Below are 15,982 nucleotides of genomic sequence, written 5' to 3'. Positions count from 1 at the left end.
CCGTTCAGCTGGTCGGACTCCAGCCTATGCCACCCGTCGGCGCGCCCGGGTGGCGTCGACGTCACACCGTCGCACCCCCGGGGCCCGGCCCGGCACCGCCCCGGGCCGGCACAGCCCCGCCCCGGGACCGGAGCGGCCTCAGGGGCGGATCAAGGGGACCAGCACCTCGTCGACCAGTTGGTCGACGAACTCGGGGCCGGTCCGGCGGCCGCACACCTTGATCCGGTACAGCAGCATCGCCGGAACGACGTCGGCGACCAGCGGGGTGGCCGCGCCCGGCCGGACGTCGCCGCGCTCGGCGCCCCGGCGGAGGATGGCCAGGATCACGGCCTTGGTCGGCTCCAGCATCCGCTGGGCGATGAAGTCCTTGAACAACTCGGCCTGGTCGTGGTCCAGCTCGGCCATCAGCGCGCTCACCGCGCCACCCGCCCGGGAGCTCGTGACGGAGACGAAACTCTCGACGAGGTGGTGCAGTTCGGCTCGGGCGGACCCGAGGGCGGGGGTGTCGGTGGGGCGTGGCAGAGTGGAGTCCAGGGCGTCGATGACCAGTTCCACCTTGGACGCCCACCGCCGGTACAGCGCGGCCTTCCCCGTCCGGGCGGCACCGGCGACCCCCTCCATCGTCAGCCGCGCGAATCCGCCGGAGGTGAGCTGATCGAGCGCCGCTTCGAAGATCGCCGCCTCCAGCTCCCTCCCTCGCCGCCGACCCGGCCGCCCCAGGGCCTCGGCGACGACCTGGACGGGGCAGGCGGCCCGCGGGGCCTCGGATCCCCGTTGCGCCGGCCGACCGGCCGACCGGCCGACCGGAGGAGCTGCCGGGAGACCTGCCGGAAGAGCCACCGGGAGACCGCCCGAGCGGTCCGCCGCCTGGCGCCGCACCAACTGATCCATTGTCACCAACCCTAAGGAACGCTTGCGTTCATAATCTCGCCAACGCTATCGTCCACATTAGTGAACGATTCCGTTCCTTCATAGCCCGCGGGACGCCGACGGGCCGCGCCGGACCCCAAGGTCCGCAGCATACGAAGCAATAGCCAGCAGGGGGCATCAACTTGGCTATCTCCGACACGCTCAGCAAGAACTCTGCACCGCAAGGTGGCCGCAGCACGCACAAGGGCATCACCCTGACCGTCATCGCGGCCTCGCAGTTGATGGTGGTGCTCGACGCCACCATCGTGAACATCGCCCTGCCGCAGATCAGGGACGCCCTGGACTTCTCCACCACCAACCTGTCATGGGTGATCAACGCCTACACCCTGACCTTCGGCGGCCTGCTGCTGCTCGGTGGACGCGCGGGCGACATCCTCGGCCGGCGCCGGGTCTTCATCGCCGGCACGCTGCTGTTCGGCCTGGCCTCGCTGCTCGGCGGCTTCGCGCAGGACGGCGGCATGCTGCTGGCCGCCCGCGCGCTCCAGGGCATCGGCGGCGCGATCTGCTCACCGACGGCCTTCGCCCTGATCGCCACCAACTTCGACGAAGGACCCGAACGCAACCGGGCCTTCGGCGTGTTCTCGGCGGTGGCCGGTTCCGGCGCCGCGATCGGCCTGCTGGCCGGCGGTGTGCTGACCGAGTACCTCGACTGGCGCTGGGTCTTCTTCGTCAACGTGCCGATCGCGGTGCTCATCGCCTTCGCCGCGCCGCGCTACATCGCCGAGTCCGAGCGCCACCCGGGCCGCTTCGACCTGCCCGGCGCGCTCACCTCGACGCTCGGCCTGGTCGGCCTGGTCTACGGCTTCATCCGCGCCGCGTCGGACGGCTGGAAGGACGGGCTGACGCTCGGCTCCTTCGCCGCCGGTGTGATCCTGCTGGTCGCGTTCGTGATCATCGAGCGCCGGACCGCGCAGCCGATCACCCCGCTCAGGCTGTTCGCCGACCGGAACCGCACCGGCGGCCTGGTGATGATGCTCTGCGTGGCCGCCGCCATGTTCGGCATCTTCTTCTACATCACCCTCTTCGTGCAGGGCCCGCTGGACTACAGCCCGCTCAAGGCCGGCTTCGCGTTCATGCCGATCAGCGCGTCCATCATCGTGGCCGCCCAGCTCGCCTCCAGCCTGCAGGTCAAGTACGGCCCGAAGCCGTTCATGGCGGGTGGCGCGCTGCTGGTCGCCGTCGGGCTCTCCTGGCTGACCTTCATGGACGCGGACAGCGGCTACGTCGACGGGATCCTCGGCCCGACGGTGGTCTTCGGCTTCGGCATGGGCCTGACCTTCGTCCCGGTGATGCTGCTCTCCGTCGCGGGCGTCTCCGGCCAGGAGACCGGTGCCGCCTCCGGTCTGCTGAACTCCATGCAGCAGATCGGCGGTTCGCTCGGCCTGTCGATCCTGACCACGGTGTTCGCGCACTACGCGACCAGCGAGGCCAAGGCGCAGCTGCCCGGCTTCATGGCCACCGCCACGCCGGAGCAGAAGGCCTGGCTGATGGAGAAGCAGGAGTTCCCCAAGGGCACCGCCGCGGCCAACGAGGTGCTCGCGCAGGGCATCTCGCACGGCTTCATCGTGGGCGCCGTGATGGCGGGCCTCGCCTTCGTGGTCGCCGTCGTCGTCGTCAAGGCCAAGGCCGCCGACCTGCCGTCGGACACCGCCGGCGTCGCGCTGCACTGACCACACGATGAACTGACCTCACGACGCACCGACGTCACGGCGCACCGACGTCACGACGCACCGATCGGCCGCCCTCCCGGGGGAGGCGGACCGGACGGGCGAGGGCCGGCCGGGAGCAGCACGCTCCCGGCCGGCCCTCGCCGTCCCCCGTCCCCCGCTCCGCCGTCCCCCGCACCGTTCCCCGGCCGGGCTCAGCCGCCGAAGGTGCGGCCGGGGAGCAGCCCGACCCGGTCGCAGGCGTTCTTCCCGTCCGAGAGGCGGTCCGCCGCCGGGCGATCGGTGAGGATGCCCCGGGCCCGCGCCCCGGCCAGGCTGGTGGCGTACCAGGGGGCCGGACCGTCCTGCGCCAGGTCGGCGGCGACGACGTTCAGCGCGCAGATCCGGTAGTCGCCCGGCAGCCGGTCCAGGGCCGGGACGGCGTCCGGCGAGAGGCCGCGGACGTTGCGCAGATCGATCTGCCCGGTCCGCTCGAAGCGGGCCACGTTGTGCTCCGCGACCAGGGCGTCCGGCCCGATCAGCCCGTACCCGGCGGCGGCCAGCGCCGCGCTGAGCACCACCGCGCGGGGCAGCCAGCCGGCCGACGGGGTCAGGCCCGCCGCGACCAGCAGCAGGAAGACCACCCCCAGCCACAGTTCGACCGCCAGCACCCAGAGCCGGAGCGTGGTCAGCCCGGAGGCGTCCACGTAGAACCACATCCGGCCGAGCGCCGAGGCCACCACGACCAGGGTGAGCAGGCAGAGCGCGACGAGCAGCGACCGCGCCAGCCGGCGGTCGGTCCCGGTCCCGCGCGGCGCCCAGCGCCTGGCGACCGCGACGACCACCAGGGCCAGCACGGTGACCGCGAGCAGCTGCCAGAAGCCCTGCCGGGCGTACTCGGAGCGGCTCATCCCGGTGCGCTCCAGCACCGACTCGCCGCCACCGAGCACCACCACACCCTGCACCACCGCGAAGGCGCCGAACATCAGGTTCAGCGCGACCAGCGGCACGGCCCACTCCAGCCGGCCCCTGGCGCGGCCCGGCCGGACCCGCGTGCGGTCCCAGCGGCGCGGGCCGGCCGCGATGTGGGCGAAGCCCAGCGCGGTCGCCAGACCGAGCACGAACAGGGCCACCCGGGCGGGGAGCCGGCCGAGGTCCAGGCTGGGCACCAGGCTTCCGAGGACGTCGGCCATGGCGGCGTCGGCGCCGGCGAACAGGGCGCCGAAGACGGCCAGCAGCACGGCCGCCACGACGACCCCCTTGAGCACCGGCACCACTCGGGCGCGGCTGTTCCCGCCGCGGGCCCGCAGGCTCGCCCGCGCCCACACCAGGGCTGGCACGAGCTGCCAGAGCACGCCCGGCAGCGCGAGCAGGACACCGCTCCAGCGCCGCCCGCCGTGCAGCGCCAGCGAGGCCAGGCCGAGGGCCAGGACGGTGCTCAGCAGCACCGGCCGGCCGGCCTCGTACAGCGCCGGGACGGCGAGCAGGGCGAGTGCCACCGCGCTCCACACGACGGTCCAGACGCGCAGCCGGCGGCCGGCCGCGCGGGCGGCGATCCCGGCACCGGCGGCGGTGAACGCCGCGCAGAGCAGCAGGTTGACGCCGAGTCCGTCGATCAGGAGCCAGGAGGTGAGCAGGCCGGCCAGCACCGCCGCCAGCACCGTCCGGCCGGTGGCCGGGGCCTTCTTGTCCGGGTCGCCGGGCCGCAGCCAGGCGAACGGCTGCGGCGCGGGCGTACCGGGCGCCCGGTACGGTCCGGCGCCGGGAGCGGGGCCGTAGCCGGGGCCGTGTCCAACGCCGGGGCCGTAGCCGGAGGCGGGCCCGAAACCCGGCGCGGCCCCGGGCACGGAACCCGGCGCGGCCCCGGGCACGGCCCCGGCCCCGGCCCCGGCGCCGGCGCCGGGCGGCACTCCGTCCGCGGCGGGCGGGCTGAATCCGGACATGGCTTCCCCCTCAATGGTCGGGTGGGCGTGCGGAAGCCACCCTCCGGGCGGTCCGCCGACGAGCACGCGGAACCACACCGGTGAAGGCACCGGGCACCGCGGCCGATGCCGACTGTAGACCATTCTGAACAAGTTCAAAAACATCGGACCCGGCTCCGTCACACCCCTGTGACAGAACCGGGTCCGGTGTCCCGGCGCACTCCTGAGCAGCGCTCAGAGCCCTTCGGCGCCGGCCCGGTCAGCGCCGCCGCGCGCTCAGTACGTCCCGAACAGCGAGTACCGGAACGAGTCCTTCACCGAGGGCCCGAAGTCCGCCGGCCACGTGCCGAACGGCACCACCGTGTTGCTGTACGCGCCCTGCCCGGCGGCACCCGTCGAGTAGTTCATGTTGTTGACCGTGGAACTCGCCCCGTTGCTGTTGTAGACGAACCAGTACGAGGTGCGGGCGCTCAGCGTGAGGTCCACCGGCAGCGAGTTCCAGGCGTTGGCCGTCAGCGTGCCGGTCCCCGTACTGGCGACCAGCGCCCCGGGCGAACCGCCCTCGTCGGTGTAGACGGCCAGCTGGTACCGGTTGGCGGGCGCAGCGCCGACCGGACCGACGTGCACGCTCAGCGAGGTGAGCGCCACCGGGTCGGCCCCGGTGGTCACCCGGCTGCCGTTCAGGTGGTTGGAGTCGGTGTCGTCGATCAGCGAGCCCACCGCCGTGTTCCCGATCGTGCGCGGCTCCGCTCCCCCGGTGGTGAACGAGACCGCGTACGGACCCGCCAGCGCGTTCCCGGCGAGGTCCCGCACGCCCTGGACGGTCGCGGTGTACCCGGTGGTCAGCGCCAGCGGGGCGCCCGGGGTGAACACCACGCTCGCCGTCGACGCGTCGTAGCCCACCGTCCCCGCGACGGCCGCGCCGCCCGCGGCGGGCCGCAGGGTGACGGACCCGCCGGTCACGCTCACCGGGTCCAGCGGCTCGCCGAAGGAGAACCGCACCGCCGTGCCCGGCGCCACCCCGCTCGCCCCGGCGGCCGGGGTGGTGCCGAGCACCGTCGGCGCGGTGTCGTCGTGGCCGTAGTCGGCCGTGTACGAGCCCGCCGCGCCGTCGAAGAACGCGTACGCCACGCCCTTGACCGTCTCGACCCGGTACTGCACCTGGCGGCCCCCGGAGGTGATCCCGGTGAGCGTGCCGGCGGCCGCGTTGAACGGCAGCATGGCGCGCAGCCCGGTGGCCCCGCCGGTGATGTCGAAGGTCAGCGAGCCCCCGCCCGGGGCACTCGGGTGCCAGGCCGGCTTTCCGAACGCCGAGCCGTTGCGCCCGTCCAGCCAGGTGAGCATCTGCCGGCCGGACACCACCGGCACGCCCCGCGCCCTGGCCGCCGCGACGACCGCGTCCGACGCGGCGGAGGCGGCGAAGTCGGTGTGGATGTTGGCGGTCAGCGCCGCGTAGTAGCCCTGGGCGCCGTACGCGGCGTCGAGCAGCGTGGTGACGGTGCCCGGGTACGACTGGCCGGACTCGTCGGTGAGCTGGGTGGTGGCCTGGTACTCGTCGATGACGCTGCCGTCGGTGTCGGCGAAGCGCATGATCTGGGCGGTGCCGTTGAAGTAGCCGGGCCGGTCCTGGGTGAAGCTCGACGGGTAGAAGTAGTAGTCGGTGTCCAGCCGGATCCCGTTGGCCAGCTTGGTCTTCGCCTGGGTGGCCCAGTCGTCCCACTCCACGCAGTGCGTGCGGCTGCTCGACGGGTTCGGCAGGTTCGGGTACTTGGCCCGCCAGGCGGCCAACTGGTCGCGGTAGTAGCCCTGCAGGACCGCGGTGCTGCCCCAGGGGCGGCAGTCGGTGGTGACGTGCACGCCGACTTCGAAGCCCTGGTCGCTGTACGCCTTGGCCTGGGCCGGGGTGAGCGGGTCGTCCGTGTAGATGTACGAGGAGCCGCGCACGCACTCCCAGTTGGCGACCGAGCAGCCGGGCGGGCTCTGCGCGAGGTAGCCGTCCCAGCGGCCGGCCGTGCCGCCGACGCCGTGGTCGTCACCGGTCATCACCACGACGGCCTTGACGTCGCGCGGGAAGTACCAGAACCGGGGCAGCGGCTTCTCGCCGGAGGCCAGTTGGGTGAGCAGGTTGGCGAGCAGCCGCTGCTGCTCGTCGGCGATCGGGATCAGCGCCTTGTCCAGGTCGTTCCAGTCCGGCTGGCCGCCGGTGCCGAAGAACATCTCGCTGGCCTCGTAGCCGTCGACACCGTCGCGCTGCTGGCCGGCCCAGGCGGGGTTGCCCTGGCGGGTCTGCACCACCGACTTGGCCAGGTCGTAGCTGAACGCGGCGGCCCGGCCGCGGCCGGCCGTGCGCAGGGTGACCGCCGGATTGGCGGTCGCGGTCGCCGCGTCGCTGTACAGGGTGGCGACGGCGGTGGCGCCGTTCAGCGTGTAGAGGTCGGCGGCGCCGTGGTAGCCCATGGTGTCGCCGGTGATCCCGGCGCCGGGCGCGGCCGCGGTGTTCACCCTGAGGTAGGCGTCGGCGCGGGTACCGGACGCCGGGGTGAGCCCGAACAGCGGCGCGAGCTGCTTGTCCGGGCGCATCGCCACCAGCTGTCCGCCGGCGGTGGTCCAGGTGCTGAACAGGTTCGCCTGGGCGGCGGTGAGCGGCATCTCGCCGAGCAGCACCACATCGGCGGAGGCCAGTACGGCGCTGGTGACGGCGGAGACGTCCACCTGGCGGTAGGCGTTCAGGCCCTCCGCCTTGAGGATCTCCGCCAGGTAGCGGCTGTACGGACTGGCCTGGCTGGTGACCAGCAGGATCGGGCCCTCCGCGCCCGGCCCGGCGCCCGGGGCCGGATCGGACGGGGCCACCTCGGCGGTGGTGTACGTGGCGTGGATCGAGAAGCTCGTGGCGATCGTGGTGACCGGGCCCGCGGTGGCCGGCCAGCTGCCGAAGGGCTGGCCGGCGTTGCCGTAGGCGCTGGTGCCGCCCGGGGCGTAGCGCAGGTTGTTGACGGTGGGGCCGGAGCCGTTGGTGTTGTAGGCCAGCCAGTAGGGGGTGTTGGCGGCCAGGGTGGCCGTCACCGGGGCGCTGTTCCAGCCCGGCCCGGTGAGGGTCGCGGTGTCGCTGCTCGCCAGCAGCGCCCCCGGACTGCCGCCGTTGTCCTGGTAGATCGCCGTCTGGAACCGGTCGTTGGGCGCGGCGTCCACGCTGTCCACGTACACCGAGATGCTGCTGACCGTGCCGCCCGACGAACCGGTCACGTAGCGCGAGGCGTTGAGGTAGTGGGAGTCGGCGGTGTCGGTACGGGCGCCGGCCTCGGTGGCACCCAGCGTCGCCGTGGCGGCCGCCGCCGGGGGCGCGCCCGGTCCGGTGGCCAGCGCCGCCGCGGTGGCGAGCGCCGCGAGCAGTCCCACCGCCCGCCGCCGCCACGAACCGCCCCTGCCTCGGTCTCCACCTCTGCCCGCGCCGCCCGTACCCGCTCGTGCGCGTATGCCGGCACCCGCGTCCGCCATGACCGCCCCCCTGTGTCATCTCGGCCAACTCCCTAACGGTGTACCGGTTGCCCGTCGGCCGTGTCCACAGAATCACCACATTCGCCATCGAACGGCGTGAACCCCGACGCCCCCCGGGGCAACGCCCGACCCGGCCCGGACGGAGCCGGGGTCACCCCTTGACCGACCCGGCCAGCAGCCCGCGCACGAAGTACCGCTGGAGCGCGAAGAACACCCCCAGCGGGATCACGATCGACAGGAACGCCCCCGCCGTGAGCAGTTCCCACCGCCCGCCGAAGGAGCCGGACAGCTGCGCCAGCCGGACCGTCATCGGCGCCACCTCCGGCGTGCCGCCGGCGAAGGTGAGCGCCACCAGCAGGTCGTTCCAGACCCAGAGGAACTGGAAGATCGCGAACGAGGCCAGCGCGGGGGTGCAGAGCGGCAGCACGATCGAGCGGAAGATCTTCATGTGCGAGGCGCCGTCCACCACCGCCGCCTCCATCAGGTCGCGCGGCAGCTGGGCGATGAAGTTGTGCAGCAGGAAGGTCGCCAGCGGCAGCGCGAACATGGTGTGCGCCAGCCAGACCGGCGCGTAGGTGCCCTTGAGGTCCAGCGCCGGCAGCAGTGTCAGCGGGCCCAGGTGCGCCCCGCCCGAGAACAGCTGGAGCAGCGGGATCAGCGCCATCTGCATCGGCACCACCTGGAGCGCGAAGATCACGAAGAACAGCGTGTCGCTACCCCGGAACCGCACCCAGGCCAGCGCGTACGCGGCCATCGCCGCCAGCACCAGCGGGAACACCGTGGCCGGCACGCTGATCGCCAGCGAGTTCACCAGGAAGGGCATCAGCCCCGTGGAGACGCCGGAGCCGCCCTCGAACAGCACGGTGTGGTAGTTGTCCAGGCCGAGGTCCGGCTGGAGCAGGGCGTTCCACCAGCCGTCGGCGGTGACGTCCTGTTTGGGGCGCAGCGAGGTGACCAGCAAACCGAGCGTGGGAACGGTCCACAGCACCGTCACCGCGATCACGAAGACCGAGCCGAGTGGGGAGGAGAAGGCCTTCCGGACGGCGTTGCCGTCGCGCCGTACGCTCATCGGACCGCACGCTCCTTGCGCAGCTGGAGGATGTTGTAGGCCACCAGTGGCAGCACCGCGAGGAAGAGGAGCACCGCCAGTGCGCTGCCCCGCCCGGTGTTGAACTGGACGAAGGACTGCGAGTACATCTCGTTGGCCAGCACCTGGGTGCCGAAGTTGCCGCCGGTCATGGTGCGGACGATGTCGAAGGCCTTCAGCGTGGTGATCATCACCGTGGTCAGCACCACCACCACGGTGGTGCGGATCATCGGCACGGTGACGTACCAGAACAGCCGCACGCCCCGGGCGCCGTCCAGCCGGGCCGCCTCGGTCACCTCGTCCGGGATCGCCTTGATCGCCGCCGAGAGCACGACCATCGCGAAGCCGGTCTGCACCCACACCATGACGGCCATCAGCAGGAAGGTGTTGAGCGGCTGGGAGAGCAGCCAGTTCGGCGGATCGTCCCAGCCGAGCGTGATCGCCACCTGGCTGAGCAGGCCGATCTGCCGCTGCGAGGGATCGCGCGACTCGTAGACGAACTTGAAGATGATCGAGGCGCCGACCAGCGAGATCGCCATCGGCATGAAGAGCAGCGACTTGTAGACGGCCTGACCGCGCATCCGGTCCACCAGCAGGGCCAGGACGAGGCCGAGACCGGTGGCCGCCAGCGGGGCGATCACCAGCCACAGCAGGGTGTTGACCAGGACGTCGCGCACCGAGTCGTTGGTCAGCGCCCAGCGGAAGTTCTCGCCGCCGACGAACCGGCTGCTGTCGTCGCTGTAGAAGCTCAGGTAGACCGTGCGGACCAGCGGCGCGACCAGGCCGACCAGCAGCAGCACCACGGCCGGACCGAGCAGGACCAGGACGGCCAGCGGGCGGGCGAGCCGGCCGGAGGCGCGCCCGGCGACCAGGAAGACCAGCAACAGGATGCCGAGGAAGCCGGCGATCGCTCCGAAGCCGTTGCCGAACTTGACCATCGCGTCGCCCCAGGCGCCGGCGGAGAGGGACATGGCGGGACGTCCTTTCCCAACGGAGGGCGGAACGGGGAACCGGGAGGAACAGAAGGTGTGGAGACCCGAGACCCGAGACCCGAGACCCGAGGCCCGCGAACGCCGGAGACAGGGGGCGGCGGCAGGCTCGGGAGTGCGGGGAGGGCCGGGAGCACGGGGAGGGGCGGGCGGTGCGGGTGGGTGGCCCCGCACCGCCCTTCGGCAGGTGGTCCTGCGCCGCGCGCCGCTACTGCGGCCAGGCGGCGTCGATGTCCGCGGCGGTCTTCTGGATCGACTGCCCCTCGGCGAACCAGGCGGTGAGCGACTTCCACTCCTGCCCGGCGCCGACCGCGGCCGGCATCAGGTCCGAGCCGTCGAACCGGAAGGTCGCCGCCGGGTCGGTGAGGGCGTCGGCGGAGATCCGGTCGATCGGATCGGTGTACAGGCTCTTGTCCACGCCCTGGTTGGCCGAAACCCAGCCGGTCGCGGTCCGCACCCGGCTGCTCGCCCACTCGCTGCTGGACAGGTAGTTCTGCACCGCCTGCACCTCGGGCCGGTTCGCGAACGCGGTGAGGAACTCGCCGCCGCCCTCGACCGGATTGGCCACCGACGGGCTCACCGCCGGCAGCGGGAAGGCGAAGATGTCGCCGTCCGGGCCGATCCTGGTCTCCTTGGGCCACTGCGCCTTGTAGAAGGACGCCTGCTGGAGCATGAAGCACTTGCCGGTGAGGATCGGCGCGCCCGCGTCCTGGAAGGTCGTGGTGGCGATCGACTTCACGTCGCCGTAGCCGCCGTTGACCCAGGCCGGGTTCTGCATCCAGTCGGCGACCGTCTTCATCGCCGCGGCGATCTTCGGGTCGGAGAACTTCACCTGGTGGTTCACCCACTGGTCGTACACCTCACCGCCGTACGAGCCGAGGACCACCTCCTCCAGCCAGTCGGTGGCCGGCCAGCCGGTGGCCGTGCCGGAGGCGATGCCGCCGCACCACGGCTTGCCGCCACCCGCCTTGGCGATCGTGTCGCTGAGCGCCATCAGGTCGGCCCAGGTCTTCGGCGGGGTGTAGCCGGCCTGCTTGAACGCCTTGGGCGAGTACCAGACCAGGGACTTCATGTTGGCGCTCATCGGCGCGGCGTAGAAGGTGCCGTTGACCGAGCCGTAGCTCTTCCAGACCGGGCTCCACTTCCCCTGGTTGGCCACGGTCTGCTCCGGCGGCTTGACCACCTTGCCGCTCTTGACCATCTGCGCCAGCAGGCCGGGCTGCGGGATGATCGCGAAGTCCGGGGCGTTGCCGCCGCTCACCCTCACCGGCAGCTGGGACTCGAAGTCGTTGCTGCCCTCGTAACTGATCTTGATGCCGGTGCACCTCACGAAGTCCGCCCAGGACTTCTCCAGGTTGTCCGACTCGGGGCTGAGGATCGAGGCGAAGACCGTCACCGTCCTGCCCGAGTGCCCGGCGTACGGCTGGTAGGCGGCGCAGTCGGCGGAGAGGGTCCGGCCGTCGCCCGACCCTCCCGAACTTCCGGAGCTGTCCGAGCTGTTGGAACAGGCCGCGGTCAGTGCGGCGGCGGCCAGCAGGGCCACCGCGGCGAGCGGCCGGCGCGGGCGGCGCCGGTGCCTGCGGTCGGCGGGCGGCAGGGCGGTCGTGGGCGGCACGGTCGGGGTGGGAGTCAACGCGGTCCTCCTCGCCAGGGCGCGAACGCTCGGCTGTACGACGGAACGACATTGCGCTGTGCAGGAGTTGGACGATCGACAGGGACGCGGCGGCCGGCCGATCTGAAGACGTTAACGCAGCCGCCACGCGCCGCCAAGGTCCGGGAACGCCCTTCGCTCCCGGGTGTCCCGGGAGTTGCTGGTCGGCGGCGTCCAGCGGAGCGACTCCTCCACCACCGCGTCCCAGCCGACCTTCCCCTCCCGCACCGGCGCGAGCCGGTCCGGGTGGGAGAGCGGCGCCCGGAAGCCGGAAGGCGGGGCGAGGACGTCATGTCCTCGCCCCGCCTTCAGCGGTGGCTCACCTCATCCGCGAGGTGCGGGCCGGGGTCAGCTGCAGCCGCTGGTGGAGCCGCAGCCCTCGCAGAGGTAGCAGCTGCCGGCGCGGCGCATCTTGGTGCCGCAGGAGAAGCAGAGCGGCGCGTCGGCGTTCAGGCCCAGCTGGATCTCGATCAGCTCGGTCGAGTTGTGGGCCTGGGCCGGGGTGGCCTTCGCGGCCGGGGCCGCAGCGGCGGCCGGCCTGGCGGCGGGGGCCACCGGGGCGGACTGGGCGAGCGTCTCGGTGTCCAGCTCCTCCTCGGCCTCCAGCGGCTCGTAGGACCCGGTCTCCAGGTGGCGCTGGCGCTCCTCGACGGAGTGGATGCCGAGCGCCGAGCGGGTCTCGAACGGCAGGAAGTCCAGCGCCAGGCGGCGGAAGATGTAGTCGACGATCGACTGCGCCATCCGCACGTCCGGGTCGTCGGTCAGACCGGCCGGCTCGAAGCGCATGTTGGTGAACTTCGAGACGTAGGTCTCCAGCGGCACGCCGTACTGGAGGCCGACCGAGACGGCGATGGAGAAGGCGTCCATCATGCCCGCGAGGGTCGAGCCCTGCTTGGACATCTTCAGGAAGACCTCGCCGAGGCCGTCGTCCGGGTAGGAGTTGGCGGTCATGTAGCCCTCGGCGCCACCGACCGTGAAGGAGGTGGTGATGCCCGGGCGGCCCTTGGGCAGGCGCTTGCGGACCGGGCGGTACTCGACGACCTTCTCGACCGCGGCGGCCGGGGCCTCCTCGGCCTTCTCGTCCTTCTTCTTGGCCGAGAGCGGCTGGCCGACCTTCGAGTTCTCGCGGTAGATGGCGAGCGCCTTGACGCCCAGCTTCCACGCCTCGAAGTAGATCTCCTCGACGTCCTCGACGGTCGCCGAGGCCGGCATGTTCACGGTCTTGGAGATGGCGCCGGAGATCCACGGCTGGATCGCGGCCATCATCCGGACGTGGCCCATCGGGGAGATCGAGCGCTCGCCCATGGCGCAGTCGAAGACCTCGTAGTGCTCGGTCTTCAGGCCCGGAGCGTCCACCACGTTGCCGTGCTCGGCGATGTGGGCGACGACCGCCTCGATCTGCTCGTCCTGGTAGCCCAGGCGCTTGAGGGCGCGCGGGACGGTGCCGTTGACGATCTGCATCGAGCCGCCGCCGACCAGCTTCTTGAACTTGACCAGCGCGAGGTCCGGCTCGACGCCGGTGGTGTCGCAGTCCATCATCAGGCCGATGGTGCCGGTCGGGGCGAGCACCGACGCCTGGGCGTTGCGGAAACCGTTCTGCGCGCCGACCCGGAGCACGTCGCCCCAGGCCTCGGTGGCCGCGGCCCAGACCGGGGCGTCCAGGTCGTCGAAGGAGACGGCGGCCTTCGAGGCGTCCGCGTGCTGCTTCATGACCCGCTGGTGCGGGGCGGCGTTGCGGGCGTAGCCGTCGTACGGGCCGACCACACCGGCGAGTTCGGCGCCGCGGCGGTAGGCGGTACCGGTCATCAGCGAGGTGATGGCACCGGCCAGGGCACGGCCGCCCTCGCTGTCGTAGGCGTGGCCGGTGGCCATCAGCAGGGCGCCGAGGTTGGCGTAGCCGATGCCCAGCTGGCGGTAGGCGCGGGTGGTCTCGCCGATCTTCTCGGTCGGGAAGTCCGCGAAGCAGATCGAGATGTCCATCGCGGTGATGACCAGCTCGACGACCTTGGCGAAGGTCTCGGCGTCGAACGAGTCGTCGTCGCGGAGGAACTTCATGAGGTTGAGCGAGGCGAGGTTGCAGCTGGAGTTGTCCAGGTGCATGTACTCGGAGCAGGGGTTGGACGCGTTGATCCGGCCGGACTCCGGGCAGGTGTGCCAGTGGTTGATGACGGAGTCGTACTGGATGCCGGGGTCGGCGCAGGCCCAGGCGGCCTCGGCCATCTTGCGGAAGAGCTTCTTCGCGTCGACGGTCTCGATGACCTCGCCGGTCATCCGGGCGCGCAGGCCGAATTCGGTGCCGTTCTCGACGGCGGCCATGAATTCGTCGCTGACGCGGACCGAGTTGTTGGCGTTCTGGTACTGGACGGAGGTGATGTCGTCCCCGCCGAGGTCCATGTCGAAGCCCGCGTCGCGCAGGGCGCGGATCTTCTCCTCCTCCTTCACCTTGGTCTCGATGAAGGCCTCGACGTCCGGGTGGTCGACGTCGAGCACGACCATCTTGGCCGCGCGGCGGGTGGCGCCACCGGACTTGATGGTGCCGGCGGAGGCGTCGGCGCCGCGCATGAAGGAGACCGGGCCGGAGGCGTTTCCGCCGGAGGACAGCAGTTCCTTGCTGGAGCGGATCCGGGAGAGGTTGAGGCCGGCGCCGGAGCCGCCCTTGAAGATCATCCCCTCTTCCTTGTACCAGTCGAGGATCGACTCCATGGAGTCGTCGACGGACAGGATGAAGCAGGCGGAGACCTGCTGGGGCTGCTTGGTGCCGACGTTGAACCAGACCGGCGAGTTGAAGCTGAACACCTGGTGGAGGAGGGCGTGGGTCAGCTCGTGCTCGAACACCTCGGCGTCGTCCGGGGTGGCGAAGTAGCCGTTCTTCTCCCCCGCGGCGCGGTAGGTGAGCACCACGCGGTCGATGATCTGCTTGAGGCTCCACTCGCGCTGCGGGGTGCCGACCGCGCCGCGGAAGTACTTGGACGTGACGATGTTGACCGCGTTGACCGACCAGAAGTCGGGGAACTCGACGCCGCGCTGCTCGAAGTTGATCGAACCGTCGCGCCAGTTGGTCATCACGACGTCGCGCCGCTCCCAGCGGACCTCGTCGTACGGGTGCACGCCAGGAGTGGTGTAGATGCGCCCGATCCGAAGGCCGCCCTTGGGGGCCTTGCCGGCGCCGCCCTTGGCCGCCGTCTTGTCGGACTTCGACCCGCGTGCGGAACCGCTCGTGGTGTCTGTCACTTCTGTTCCTCCTCCTGGTTGGGCAAACGCCCGGAGTGCCCCGAAAAATCCGGGCACGGCTGGTTCGCTCTTCCGGTGTGCGGGCAGGCGGGAGTCCCCGCCGACCGCGCACGATTTGTCATGGTCTGTGCGCCGTTTTCGGGCACACGTCGGCCCTCGAAGGGGCCGGGGGTGCTGCCGACCCCGGAAGGGGCCGGTGAGGGGGGCCGGGCCGGCTAGGGCGCGGCGGAGGCGACGGGCACGGGCGTGCCGTCCGCCTCGGGAGCGGGCCGCTCGGCGCGGAGTTCCGCGATGGCGGCCTCGAAGTCTTCCAGTCCGTCGTACGCCTGGTAGACGCTGGCGAAGCGCAGGTAGGCGACGACGTCGAGTTCCTTCAGCGGGCCGAGTATGGCCAGCCCGACGTCATGGGTGGTGAGCTCGGCGTTGCCGGTGGCCCGCACGCACTCCTCGACCCGCTGGCCGAGCTGGGCGAGCGCGTCCTCGGTGACCGGGCGGCCCTGACAGGCCTTGCGGACGCCGGAGATGACCTTCTCCCGGGAGAACGGCTCGGTGACGCCGCTGCGCTTGATGACCATCAGGGCGGCCGTCTCCACGGTGGTGAAGCGGCGGCCGCAGTCCGGGCACTGCCGACGACGGCGGATGCAGCTGCCGTCCTCGGTGGTCCGGCTGTCGACGACGCGGCTGTCGGAGTGCCGGCAGAAGGGGCAGTGCACCTGAGGATCCCTCCCTGGCAGGACGTGCGGACTGGTCGAGTCTATGCGATCCCGGGCCGCTGATCGCAACCCGATCTTGAGGCCTCGACCACAAGTACTGGGCCACGGAGAGGACTGTAGCCACTACATCTAGGTCTGCGAGGGAAGTAGACCCATGGGCGTGTCGGCGCGGACTAGGATTCCGGGAGCGCCTTCCGATCGAACATTTAATCGATGTACAACAAAGCCTTGATCGAGTCAGCCAACTCCCGAATAATTCACTCGAACGTGTGTTTGGCGCAACCTTTCGATACGGGGTGCGTTGGGCTGGAAAAAGGA

At 71.5% G+C, this 15,982-nt stretch carries 9 protein-coding genes; 1 reads left to right on the top strand and 8 read right to left on the bottom strand.

Going from position 1 to position 15,982, the window contains the following annotated elements; translation table 11 throughout:
- Nucleotides 1-138 precede the first annotated feature (138 nt).
- Entirely contained in the window at nt 139-891 is a 753-nt protein-coding gene (locus tag ACFVUH_RS26160; RefSeq protein ID WP_387915631.1) for a TetR/AcrR family transcriptional regulator, read from the bottom strand.
- Nucleotides 892-1,052: 161 nt separating this feature from the next.
- Between ACFVUH_RS26160 and ACFVUH_RS26155 the strand changes: the two genes are divergently transcribed.
- The gene (locus ACFVUH_RS26155) at nt 1,053-2,600 is read left to right on the top strand and encodes an MFS transporter (RefSeq protein WP_387915629.1); all 1,548 of its coding nucleotides are present in this window, start codon (nt 1,053-1,055) and stop codon (nt 2,598-2,600) included.
- 191 nt (nt 2,601-2,791) lie between these two features.
- Here the strand turns inward: ACFVUH_RS26155 and ACFVUH_RS26150 are convergent, their stop codons facing one another.
- The 7 genes from ACFVUH_RS26150 to nrdR form a co-directional block, all read right to left on the bottom strand.
- Nucleotides 2,792-4,519, bottom strand: a complete 1,728-nt coding sequence (locus tag ACFVUH_RS26150; protein WP_387915627.1) for a DUF4153 domain-containing protein — start codon at nt 4,517-4,519, stop codon at nt 2,792-2,794.
- 255 nt (nt 4,520-4,774) lie between these two features.
- The gene (locus ACFVUH_RS26145) at nt 4,775-7,894 is read right to left on the bottom strand and encodes an Ig-like domain-containing protein (protein ID WP_387915625.1); all 3,120 of its coding nucleotides are present in this window, start codon (nt 7,892-7,894) and stop codon (nt 4,775-4,777) included.
- A 250-nt stretch (nt 7,895-8,144) separates the two neighbouring features.
- A complete protein-coding gene (locus tag ACFVUH_RS26140) occupies nt 8,145-9,062 on the bottom strand; it encodes a carbohydrate ABC transporter permease (protein ID WP_387915623.1) in 918 nt (305 codons plus the stop codon).
- Nucleotides 9,059-10,051 (bottom strand): sugar ABC transporter permease, encoded by a 993-nt coding sequence (locus ACFVUH_RS26135; protein ID WP_355365112.1) that lies wholly within the window; start codon nt 10,049-10,051, stop codon nt 9,059-9,061. Before ACFVUH_RS26135 ends, ACFVUH_RS26140 begins: the two co-directional genes overlap by 4 nt.
- A gap of 226 nt (nt 10,052-10,277) precedes the next feature.
- Nucleotides 10,278-11,702, bottom strand: coding sequence for an ABC transporter substrate-binding protein (locus ACFVUH_RS26130; RefSeq protein WP_387915622.1), 1,425 nt, complete (start codon nt 11,700-11,702; stop codon nt 10,278-10,280).
- A gap of 366 nt (nt 11,703-12,068) precedes the next feature.
- Complete coding sequence (locus tag ACFVUH_RS26125) at nt 12,069-14,951, bottom strand: vitamin B12-dependent ribonucleotide reductase (protein ID WP_387915621.1); 2,883 nt, start codon at nt 14,949-14,951, stop codon at nt 12,069-12,071.
- 215 nt (nt 14,952-15,166) lie between these two features.
- Nucleotides 15,167-15,664, bottom strand: a complete 498-nt coding sequence (nrdR, locus tag ACFVUH_RS26120; protein WP_355365127.1) for a transcriptional regulator NrdR — start codon at nt 15,662-15,664, stop codon at nt 15,167-15,169.
- Nucleotides 15,665-15,982 lie beyond the last annotated feature (318 nt).

The organism is Kitasatospora sp. NPDC058032, from assembly GCF_042885845.1.
GTDB lineage: Bacteria > Actinomycetota > Actinomycetes > Streptomycetales > Streptomycetaceae > Kitasatospora.
This window is presented reverse-complemented; position numbering and strand designations above follow the sequence as displayed.